Genomic DNA, 11,184 nt, shown 5'->3' on the forward strand with positions numbered 1-11,184 from the left:
GGATTCGACTCGCTTCGGAACTCGGACGAGCCCCATACGGCCATGAAAAGCACGACGCCGCCAGCGCGCTGACTCAGGCTGCGGCGCTGTCGTCACGCATGGCGGAGAGCTTCGGAAGCAGGGTCGATTGCTGCAGGAGCGCGGGGACCCGGGCCGCCGCGACCGGCCGGGCATAGCGGTAGCCCTGCGCCTGCGCGCAGCCATGGCGGCGCAGAAAGGCCTCCTGCCCTGCCGTTTCGACGCCTTCGGCGACGATGCCGAGTCCGAGATCAGCGGCAAGGGCGATCATCGCGCGGACGATCGCGGCATCGTCGCCCTCCTCCTCGACCTGGCCGACGAAGCTGCGGTCGAGCTTGATCGTATCGACGGGAAAGCGCTTGAGATGGGTGAGCGAGGCGTAGCCGGTGCCGAAATCGTCGAGCGAGACATGCAGCCCCGCGGCGCGCAGCGCCCGCAAGGTGCGCTCGGCCTCGCCGGCGCTGCGGGCCAGCAAGACGCTTTCCGTGACCTCGATGCCGAAGCAGCGTGTAGGCACGCCTGCGGCCGCGAGCTTGCCGAGCAGGCGTTCCGGTAGCCCCGGATCACGGAAGATACCGGCAGAGAGGTTCACCGAGACGATGCCAGGCTCGAGTCCGGCATCGAGCCAATCGCGCAGGTCGCGCAGGACCGCGGCGACGATCGCATCGCCGATCCCGGCGGCGATCTCGACATCCTGGAAGCCTTCCTGGAAGGCGGCCGCCGGGATGATGCCGCGCTGCGGGTGGCGCCAGCGCGCCAGCGCCTCGAAGCCCGCGACCTTGCCGTCCGCGAGCCCGACCTGCGGCTGGTAGAAGGGCAGGATACGGTCCTCCCGGAGGGCCTGCGCCAGATCGCAGCAGATCGCGACCCGCCGGGTCATCGCAGCCCGCATCGCGGGCTCGTAGACGACCGCGATATTGCGGCCATTGGCCTTGGCGCGATAGAGGGCGAGATCGGCATCCTTCATCAGCTCGCCGCCATCGCGGTCATGCACCGGCGCGAGCGCTATGCCCAGGCTGGCACGGGGGCTGATCATCTGTCCGGCATGTTCGCAGGGCTCGCGCAGCGCCTCGAGCAGGGCCTCGGCCTTGAGGCGCGCGCCGGCGACATCGAGCGTCTGCTGCGAGAGCACGACGAATTCGTCGCCACCGAGGCGGGCGACCATGTCGGCCGGGCCGAGCGCGCCGGCGAGCCGTGCCGCCGCCTGGAAGAGCAATTCGTCGCCGGCATCATGGCCGAGCGTATCGTTGACCGATTTGAAGTCGTCGAGATCGATCAGGAACAGGCTGACCGTGCCGCCTGTCTCGGCCATGATGTCGAGCGCCTGCTGCAGACGCTCCTGGAAGAGCAGGCGGTTCGGCAGGCCTGTCAGGTCGTCATGCGTCGCCTGCCACCTGGCGCGGGCCTCCGCCGCCTTGCGATCGGTGATGTCGACGATGCCCGCGACCACGGCGAGCCCACCATCGATCGGCACGCCGGTCGCGGTAATCAGGACATCGCGCCGGGCCCCCGCGCCGTCCCGCATCTGCGCCTCGTAGCCTGAGATCTGGTCCTGCTGCTCCAGCCTGTCCAGGATCTCGCGCCGGTCACGCTCCACGAACAGGATGTCCGAGACCCGTGCCGTGGCAAGCTGCTCGCGGCCGAAATAGCGCTTCGCCGCATCATTGCTGCGCAGGAAGCGTCCGTCCTCGCGGGAGGCGACCACCAGCGGGATCGGCACCGCCATGAACAGACGCTCGATCATCGCCTGGCTGACGCTGAGCGCATCCTTGGCCTCGCGCTCGGCCTGGGTCGCCGTCCATTCGAGCCGGCGCAGGCGGTTGCCATGGATCACCACCAGCCCGAGCGCGAAATTCAGCATGACCAGGACAAGGACCAGCCCCGGCAAGGTCGTCGGGAACGGGCCCCGGCCAAGATAGCCGGCAAGCATCAGGGCACTGCAGCCGACCCCCAGCGTCATCGTCCAGCGAAAGGCGGTCGGCGCGACCAGATAGAAGATCGAGGGCAGCATCATCACGACGAAGAGCGCCAGATCGCTGCGCGAGGAGACCAGCAGCGCCACGGCCAGCGCGGTCGCGACCTCCCAGCCGATCAGGATTCTCTGCGCCTCCTCGAAGCGCGTCGCCTTGCGCACCAGCCCATAGCAAAGCAGCGAAGCAGCGACCACGACGAGCCGTGCCGGAACCGCGACGAAGAAATGCGAGGTGCCGTGGAAGCGCCAGTCGCTGACCAGGAACAGCGTGTTGAGGACCGCCGAAACCAGGAAGATCAGACGACATTGCCGCAGCGTTTCCGCAAGGCGGGCCTGCCGAAACACCGCCTCGCGGGCGGAATCGAGAAACTCGCCACCGAATCGAAACAGGTTGTCGCGCGCCATGCGGCATCGTCGTCGGCGAATCTCAAGGCAAGGTTAAGGCGAGGCGACGCCTTCAACGAAAATCGTCGGAAATGGCGAACAACCGACGTTATTCCGTGGCCTAGACGCCATTGGGCGCGACCAATGCCGCGAATTCGAGAGAGAGCGCACCGATATCGAAACGCTCGGGCCGGTACCAGTCGATCGAGCCGTTCAAGGCGCCGAGCAGGAAGAGGCGCAGCGCATCGGGCGAACGGCCGGGCGCGATCGCTCCGGCCTCCCGCAATTCGGCGAGGAGGCCGCGCCAGACATCCTCATAGAGCCGGCGCGACAGGCGCACGCTCTCCGGCACCGGACCACTGCCGAAGGTGAAGACCTTGATCGCTGCGCTGGTATAGTCGCCATGGCCATGCAGCGCAGCGAGATGGGCCGCGATCGCCGCCTCGAGCCGCTGGTGCGGCCCCGCCGACGCCGCTGCTGCCAGCGCCGCGGCCACCGCCTCATGGACGAAGCGGACGCCGTCATTGACCACCGCCTCGACGAGCTCCTCCTTCGACGCGAAGTGGTGATAGAGGCTCGCCTTGCGGATACCGACGGCCTCGGCGATCTCGCGCAAGCTCGTCTGGTGATACCCGCCGGAACGCAGCAGGCGCGCCGCCATGTCGAGGATAAGCCGGCGCGAGCCGCCCTCTGGCCCTGCCCGCCCCGTTCGGATCGCTGGCGCCGTCACAACCGCTTGGCCACCTCTTCCAGCATCACCTCGGTGGCACCGCCGCCGATCGCCTGGACGCGGGCATCGCGCGCCATGCGCTCGATCGCGCTCTCGCGCATGAAGCCCATGCCGCCATGGAACTGGACGCAGGCATACATGACTTCGTTGACCAGCTCGCCGCAATAGGCCTTGACCATCGAGACCTCGCGCGTCGCGTCGAAGCCCTGCGCGTCAAGCCAGGCGGCGTGGTAGACGAGCTGGCGCCCGGCCTCGACCTTGGCGGCCAGCATGGCGAGCTTCTGGCGGATCGCCTGCTTCTCCCAGAGCGGCGCGCCGAAGGCTTTTCGCGTGCGGACATGGTCGAGCGTCAATTCGATCGCGGCCTGCGCCTCCCCCATCGCCATGGCGCCGATCACCGTGCGCTCATTCTGGAAATTGCTCATGATCGCGTAGAAGCCGCGCCCCTCGCCGCCCAGCAGGTTCTCGGCCGGAACGCGGCACTCCTCGAAGATCAGTTCGGCGGTGTCGGAACAGCGCCAGCCATGCTTGTCGAGCGCGCGGCCGACGCGGAAGCCCGGCATGCCCTTCTCGACGAGGAACATCGAGACCGATTGCGAGGGCTTCGCCGCGGCGTCGGTCTTGGCCGCGACGCAATAGAGATCGCCATGGACGCCATTGGTGATGAACATCTTGGCACCGTTCAGCACGTAGTGGTCGCCATCGCGCCGCGCCGTGGTGCGAATGCCCTTCACGTCGGAGCCGGCATCCGGCTCGGTGACGGCGACCGCGCAGATCGCCTTGCCGGCGATCACATCCGGCATCCATTTGTCGCGCTGCGCCTTGCTGCCGGCATTGAAGAGATGGACCGAGGCCATATCGGTATGGACCAGCGCCGTGATCGCGAAGCCGGAAAAGGTCGAGCGTCCGAGCTCCTCGGCGAGGATCACGGTCGCGAGCGTGTCCATCTCCGCCCCGCCATATTCGGCCGGGTAGCGAATGCCGAAGAAGCCGAGCGCACCCATGCGTTCGAGCACGGCGCGCGGCACCATGCCGGCCTCTTCCCAGGCGTGTCCGTGCGGCTTGACCTCGGTTTCGACGAAGCGGCGGACTTGGTCGCGCAACGCCTCGTGCTCCTCGCTGAAATAGGGCGAGCGGCGCTGCGCCGCGCCATCAGCCCCGAAGCTCTCCGCTGCCGTCATCGCGATCCTCCCCGGCGCCGCCTTCGCAGCGCTTCCTGCTCGACTACCTACCGGACGGTAGGCAAATCGAAGACGGACGGCAAGAACGACTTCGGGCCATTGCAAGCAAAAAAGGGCGCGGCGCCGGAGCGCCACGCCCTTAAACTCAGAACCTTGTCATCCCGAGTGACCGAAGGGAGATCCAGGATCCATGCCGGAACGGTTCAGGCATGGGCCCCGGATTGGCGCTGCTACGCAGCTTGTCCGGGACGACCGCGGAGAAGAAGACTCAGGCGAGCTTGCCGCCGACCGCCTTTTCGAGGATCGCCCAGGCCTCGTCGCCGTATTTGCCCTTCCACTCGGCGTAGAAGCCGGCCTTCTGGAGCGCCGCACGGAATTCGTCGGGCTTGGTTTCGTTGATGACCATGCCCTTCGAGGTCAGTTCGGCCTGCAGCCCGGCATTGAGCTTGGCGACGTCGGCGCGCTCGTTCATGGCGGCGGCATCGATATGCTTGGCGACGATCGTGCGCAGATCCTGCGGCAGGCGCTCCCAGGCGCGGCGGTTGGCCAGGAACCAGAAGCCGTCCCACATATGGTTGGTCTGCGAGAGATATTTCTGGACCTCGAACAGCTTGGCGGTCGCGATGATCGCGAGCGGGTTCTCCTGACCGTCGACGATCTTGGTTTGCAGCGCGGTGTAGACCTCGGCGAAGTTGATGCTGGCCGGGGCGGAGTCGAAGGCCTTGAACATCGAGGTCCAGAGCGGCGAGACCGGCACGCGGATCTTGAAGCCCTTGAGGTCGGCCGGCGAATTGATCGGCCCCCTCGAGGACGTCATCTGGCGGAAGCCATTATCCCAGATCTTGTCCATGACATGCAGGTTCGCCTTGGCGATCTGGCCGCGGACATAGGCGCCGAGTTCGCCGTCCATCGCCTTCCAGACTGCGTCATAGTTCGGGAAGGCGAAGCCGATGCCGCTGACCGAGGCGTTCGGCACCAGGGTCGAGAGGATCAGCGGCGACAGCGTGAAGAACTCGACGCCGCCGGCGCGAACCTGGTTCAGCATGTCGGTGTCGGAACCGAGCTGGTTGTTCGGGAAGATCTGGATGACGACGCGGCCATTGGTCTCGGCCTTGATCTTCTCCATCGCCTCGTTGGCGCGCACGTTCATCGGATGCGCGAGCGGCAGGTTGTTGGCGTATTTATAGGTGAATTCGGGCGTCTGCGCCCGGGCGATCGAGAAGGTTCCGATCGTCGCAGCGGCAGTGGCGCCCTGCAGGATGGTACGGCGTGAGATCGACATTGGCGTTTCCTCCAAGCTTTTGTCGTTATAGGCGGTCAGGTTTCGTCATCATTGCGAGCACAAGCCAAGCAATCCATGAGGTCTCGCGCAATCCCTCCTGATTGCTTGGTCGGCAGAGCCTCCTCGCAATGACGACATGACGAAGCGTGCAGCATCAGGTTCACAGGAACATCGTCGAGAAGGACGGCACATAGGCGATGATCAGCAGACCGGCGACCAGCGCCAGCAGATAGGGCCAGATCGCGCCCATCGCCTCGTCCGGCTGCACATTGCCGATCTTGCAGGCGATGTAGAAGCCGATGCCGATCGGCGGGGTCATCAGGCCGATATTCATCGCTGTGACCACCACCATCGAATAATGCACGTCGTTGATGCCGAGATTCTTGGCGATCGGGAACATCAGCGGCGCCATCAGCACGATCGCCGGCAAGCCCTCGAGCACGCAGCCGAGGATCATGAAGACGACGATGGTGACGGCCATGAAGGTGACCCAGCCGCCGGGCAGTCCGGTCATCAGCGTCGCGAGATCGCGGGCGAAGCCGGTCTGGGTCAGGGCCCAGGCCATGGCCGATGCGGTGCCGAGGATCATCAGGATCGCGCCGGAGAGCGCTGCGGTCTCGACCAGCATGCCGTAGAATTTACGCCAGCCGATGCCGCCATAGAGCACGACGCCGACGATCAGCGCATAGAGAACGGCGATCGTCGAGACCTCGGTCGCGGTGGCGACGCCGCCGCCGACCGCACCGCGGATCAGGAAGGGCAGGACCAGAGCGGGTGTCGCGATCAGCGCCGTCTTGCCGATCACTGCGAGCGGCGCCCGGCGCACGCCTTGCAGCACCTCGCCGCGTGCCTTCCAGCGCGCCAGGATGGCGAGCACCAGCAGGAGCACGGTAGCGACCACGAGGCCGTTGGTGAAGAGCCCGGCGATCGAGACGCCGGCGACCGAGCCGAGCACGATCAGCACGATCGAGGGCGGCACCGTCTCGGCCATGGCGGCGCCGGTCGAGAGCAGCGCGATCAGCTCCTTGGGCTGGTAGCCGCGGCGCTTCATCTCCGGGAACAGCGCCGGGGCGACCGTCGCCATGTCCGAGACCTTCGAGCCGGAAATGCCCGAGACCAGGAAGAGCGAGCCGAGCAGCACATAGGACATGCCCGCGCGGATATGACCGAGCAGCGAGGCGAGGAAATCGACGATCGCCTTGCCCATGCCGGTGGCGTCGAGCACGCAGCCGAGCAGCACGAAGATCGGCACCGAGAGCAGGATCAGGCTCGACATGCCCTCGTCCATCCGGCCGATCATCACGAAGATCGGCACAGAGGTGCTGAAGGCCAGGAAGCAGAGCGCGCCCATGCCGAAGCAGAAGGCGATCGGGATGCCGGCGACCAGGCAGAAACCGACGACGCCGATCAGGAAGATCAGGATGTTGAGATAGCCGAGCGTCTTGAAGACCGGCGTCATCAGATAGCAGATGACGGCGACTGCGGCGATCAGCAGCCCCGCCATGACGAGGTCACGGAAGCTACAGACCCGCACGGCATAGCTCAGCACCAGCGCCAGCATGGCGATGATGCCGAAGGCGATCGCCGAGACACGCCAGCTCGCGGAAATATTGAGCGCGGCGGTGGTGACGTAGGATTCCTCGATGACATAGTCGATCGCCGGCCAGCTCATCACCAGCAGGAAGGTCGCGACCACGAGCAGGCCGAAGGCGTGGACCGGGCCGCGCCATTTCTCGGGCAGCATGCCGACGAACAGCGTCAGGCGCAGGTGCTCGTTGCGGTCGATGGCGATGGCGGCGCCGAGCATGGCGAGCCAGAGGAAGGAGATCGAGGCGGCCTCATCGATCCAGACGACCGGGATCGACAGCACATAGCGCGAGGTGACGCCGCCGAGCAGCAGGGTGATGATGATGACCAGCAGAGCCGCAGCGACCATCTCGAGCGGCCGCACCAGCGGCGAGCCGGTGCGCGCCGGCTCATGATCGAGACTGTCCAGGACGGCGTCGGTGCCGTCTCTCGTGCTGGCATCGGCCATCAGGCCGCCCTCCCCATTCCGCCCGATCTGCCGAATCTAGCGCCGGCTTCAGGTCCATATCGTGGCCTTTTTGGACCACTGCTTCAGGCTGGACCATACACAGATCGAGGGTCGTTGCAATCGTAACCATGTCGAACTACAGATTTAGGAGTAAATCGAAGGTCCGTATAATGGACCCGTGAGTGCGAGGAAATGCGAGCAGGAGCCATGCCGACGCCAGATTTGCAGGGATCGCAAAGCGTCGACCGCGCCTTGCGCCTGCTCTCGCTCGTCGGTCGCGAGAGCGCAGCCGGCCTGCCATTGAGCGAGATCGTCATCGAGACCGGACTGAGCAAGCCGACGGTCCGGCGCCTGCTGCTGGCGCTGATGCGCGCCGGGCTGGTCGAGCAGGCGGATGCGACCAGGCGCTATCATCTAGGCGAGGAAGCCTTCGTGCTCGGCCTGCTCTCCGGCAGCCGGCACGGCCTGCTCGATCTCGCCCTGGCGAGCCTGCGCCGGCTCTCCGACATGACCCAGGACACCAGCTTCTTCTCGGTCAGGCGCGACCGCTTCGCGGTCTGCCTGCACCGCGAGGAAGGCACCTGGCCGGTGCGCACCCATGCGCTGCAGGCCGGCGACCAGCACCCGCTCGGCATTGGCGCCGGCTCGCTCGCCATGCTCGCGGCCCTTGGCGACGACGAGGTCGAGGCGATGATCGAGGCCAATCGCTCCATCCTGGCGGAGAGCTATCCGAGCTATACCCCGGCGAGCCTCCGCACCGACGTCGCGCAGGCCCGCGCGCAGGGCTTCTCGCTCAATCCCGGCCGCATCGTTGCCAGCTCCTGGGGCATCGGCGTCGCCGTGCGCTTCCCGGACCGGCGCGTCGCCGGCGCGCTCAGCATCGCGGCGATCGACGCGCGCATGCGGCCGCAGCGACAGGAAGAGCTCGCCGTGCAGTTGCGGCACGAGGCCAAGCAGGTCGAGCAACGCCTCGCCGCGATGCTGGGCCGGAACCAACTCCTGCACGTGCCGCCAGAGGCGCCGGCACGCGCCCCGAAACAGCCAGCGGAGACGAATTGATGACGACTTCCGGAGAGGCATCTGGCCCGCTCGGCGGGCTGAAGCCCGTCTCGACGCGGGTGATGAACCTCGCGCATTTCCTGACGCGCAATGGCAAGCGCTTCGCCGACAGGCCGGGCCTGATCTGGGGTGAGCGGCAATGGAGCTGGGGCCGGATCGACGCCGCCGTGCATGCGCTCTGCGCGGCGCTGTCCGCCCGCGGCATCGGCAAGGGCGACCGCATCCTGGTGCATTCGAAAAACTGCGAGGAGATGTTCTTCTCGATGTTCGCGGCCTTCCGGCTCGGCGCGGTCTGGGTGCCGACCAATTTCCGGCTGATGCCCGACGAGGTCGCCTATCTCGCGACCTCCTCCGGTGCCAAGGGTTTCCTCTGTCATGGCGATTTCCCGGAGCATGCCGCAGCCGTCGCCAAGGAAAGCAAGGCGCTGCAGTTCACCTGGCGGATCGGCACCGGCGAGTTCGGCGAGACGACGGTCGGCGAGGCGATCGCGGCGCATGAGGGCGCCCACGTCGCCGACGCCATGGTCGAGCGCGACGATCCCTGCTGGTTCTTCTTCACCTCCGGCACCACCGGGCGCTCCAAGGCGGCGGTGCTGACCCATGGCCAGATGGGCTTCGTGATCACCAACCATCTCGCCGACCTCGTGCCGGGCTCGACCGAGGTGGACGCCTCGCTCGTCGTCGCGCCGCTCTCGCATGGCGCCGGCGTGCATCAGCTCGTGCTCTCGGCACGCGGCGCGCCGAGCATCCTGCTGCCGACCGAGCGCTTCGATATCGACGAGGCCTTCCGGCTGATCGCGACGCACCGGGTGACCAACATCTTCACCGTGCCGACGATCCTGAAGATGCTGGTCGAGCATCCGGCCGTCGACCAGCATGATCACTCCTCGCTGCGCCATGTCATCTATGCCGGCGCGCCGATGTATCGCGAGGACCAGAAGACGGCGCTGAAGAAGCTCGGCAAGGTACTGGTGCAGTATTTCGGGCTCGGCGAGGTCACCGGCAACATCACCGTGCTGCCGCCCTATCTGCACGAGGCCGAGGACGGGCCGCAGGCCCGGATCGGCAGCTGCGGCGTCGAGCGCACCGGCATCCAGGTCCAGATCCAGAACGACGAGGGCAAGGAGCTTTCGCCTTTCGAGACCGGCGAGATCTGCGTGATCGGCCCGGCGGTCTTCGCCGGCTATTACGAGAACCCCGAGGCCAATGCGAAGTCGTTCCGCGACGGCTGGTTCCGCACCGGCGATCTCGGCCATATGGACGAAGAGGGCTTCGTCTATATCACTGGCCGGGCCTCGGACATGTATATCTCCGGCGGCTCGAACATCTATCCGCGCGAGATCGAGGAGAAGATCCTGACCCACCCCACGATCGCGGAAGCCGCCGTGCTCGGCGTGCCCGATGCGGTCTGGGGCGAGATTGGCATCGCCGTCTGCGTCGCCCGCGGCAAGGGCCCGAGCGAGGCGGAGCTCGCCGAATATCTCGGCGAGAAGATCCCGCGCTACAAGATGCCGAAGCGCTTCTTCTTCTTCGAGGAACTGCCGAAATCCGGCTATGGCAAGGTGCCGAAACGCCTCGTCCGCGACGAGCTGGAGAAGCGCGGCCTGCTCGATTTCGTGCGCGCGCCGGGCTCCGGCACATGAGGACGATCCGCCAGCCGGGACCGGCCAATCCTGAGCGCGTGCAATGGGCGCAGGCGCGCGGGCAGCGACTGACCCTTGAGCTAAAGCCCGGCCAGCTGCTGCTCGATGCGATCAGCGAGGCCTTCGCGGCGCAGGGTTTCGACAGCGGCGTACTGCGTCTGCCGGCCGGGCTGGCACTCTCACCCTTCGCCTATGTGATGCCGGCCCTGTCGCAGACATCCGAGCACGCCGCCTTCTATAGCGAGACCTTCCGGCCGGAAGGCGTGGCGCGGATCGAGACGGGAGCGCTGACCTTCGGCACGCGCGACGGCGCGCCCTTCTTCCACGGCCATGCGCTCTGGCGCGAGGCCGGCGGGCGCCGCAATGGCGGGCACATCCTGCCCGACCAGAGCTTTCTCGCCGAGCCGGTCACGGTCGAGGCGGTCGGGATCGACGGTGCGGGCTTCGTCGCCCGGCCTGACCCCGAGACCAATTTCAAGCTGTTCATGCCGGCGCCGCAGCCGGGCTTCGTCCCCTCCCCGCAGGACCGCTTCTTCGTCTTGCGCCTGTGTCCGAACCAGGATGTCTTCGCGGCGCTGGAAGGCTTCTGCTCCGATCGCGGCATCGCCCGCGCCAGAATCCATGGCGGCGTCGGCTCGACAATCGGCGCGCGCTTCATCGACGGCGGCGCGACCGAGCCCTTCGCCACCGAGATCGCGATCACCGCCGGCAGCGTCGCGCCGGGCCGCGATGGCAGGCCGGAAGCCGGGATCGCCATCGCGCTCGTCGACTATACCGGCGGCATGGCGCAAGGATCGCTCAGGCGCGGCGACAACCCGGTGCTGATGACGCTGGAGCTGGTGCTCGAAGCCGAATGAGAGGGGGCGCGGTTCGCGCCCCC

The 11,184-nt window shown here is 66.8% G+C and carries 8 protein-coding genes; 3 read left to right on the forward strand and 5 right to left on the reverse strand.

The genetic code is table 11. The annotated features are described in order from the left end of the window. Positions 1–73: 73 nt before the first annotated feature. The 5 genes from AC3RCC_RS22830 to AC3RCC_RS22850 all read right to left on the reverse strand — a co-directional run bounded on the left by AC3RCC_RS22830 (position 74) and on the right by AC3RCC_RS22850 (position 7,602). Positions 74–2,395, reverse strand: coding sequence for a putative bifunctional diguanylate cyclase/phosphodiesterase (locus AC3RCC_RS22830; RefSeq protein ID WP_492256683.1), 2,322 nt, complete (start codon positions 2,393–2,395; stop codon positions 74–76). Positions 2,396–2,495: 100 nt separating this feature from the next. Next, the gene (locus AC3RCC_RS22835) at positions 2,496–3,035 is read right to left on the reverse strand and encodes a TetR/AcrR family transcriptional regulator (RefSeq protein WP_492256684.1); all 540 of its coding nucleotides are present in this window, start codon (positions 3,033–3,035) and stop codon (positions 2,496–2,498) included. 65 nt (positions 3,036–3,100) lie between these two features. Then, the gene (locus AC3RCC_RS22840) at positions 3,101–4,285 is read right to left on the reverse strand and encodes an acyl-CoA dehydrogenase family protein (protein ID WP_291635336.1); all 1,185 of its coding nucleotides are present in this window, start codon (positions 4,283–4,285) and stop codon (positions 3,101–3,103) included. Between the two features lie 268 nt (positions 4,286–4,553). After that, a complete protein-coding gene (locus AC3RCC_RS22845; RefSeq protein WP_492256685.1) occupies positions 4,554–5,567 on the reverse strand; it encodes a TRAP transporter substrate-binding protein in 1,014 nt (337 codons plus the stop codon). 160 nt (positions 5,568–5,727) lie between these two features. Next, entirely contained in the window at positions 5,728–7,602 is a 1,875-nt protein-coding gene (locus AC3RCC_RS22850; RefSeq protein ID WP_492256686.1) for a TRAP transporter large permease, read from the reverse strand. 207 nt (positions 7,603–7,809) lie between these two features. Between AC3RCC_RS22850 and AC3RCC_RS22855 the strand changes: the two genes are divergently transcribed. From AC3RCC_RS22855 to AC3RCC_RS22865, 3 genes are read left to right on the forward strand one after another with little or no spacing between them, the layout of a single operon-like run. Further along, positions 7,810–8,661 (forward strand): IclR family transcriptional regulator, encoded by an 852-nt coding sequence (locus AC3RCC_RS22855; protein ID WP_492256687.1) that lies wholly within the window; start codon positions 7,810–7,812, stop codon positions 8,659–8,661. Beyond that, positions 8,661–10,304 carry an acyl-CoA synthetase gene (locus tag AC3RCC_RS22860; RefSeq protein ID WP_492256688.1) on the forward strand — a complete coding sequence of 548 codons (1,644 nt, stop codon included), beginning with the start codon at positions 8,661–8,663 and terminating at the stop codon, positions 10,302–10,304. Before AC3RCC_RS22855 ends, AC3RCC_RS22860 begins: the two co-directional genes overlap by 1 nt. After that, positions 10,301–11,161, forward strand: coding sequence for a PCC domain-containing protein (locus AC3RCC_RS22865; protein ID WP_492256689.1), 861 nt, complete (start codon positions 10,301–10,303; stop codon positions 11,159–11,161). Before AC3RCC_RS22860 ends, AC3RCC_RS22865 begins: the two co-directional genes overlap by 4 nt. Positions 11,162–11,184: the final 23 nt, after the last annotated feature.

This window comes from Allobosea sp. GW823-FHT01F03 (assembly GCF_058798075.1).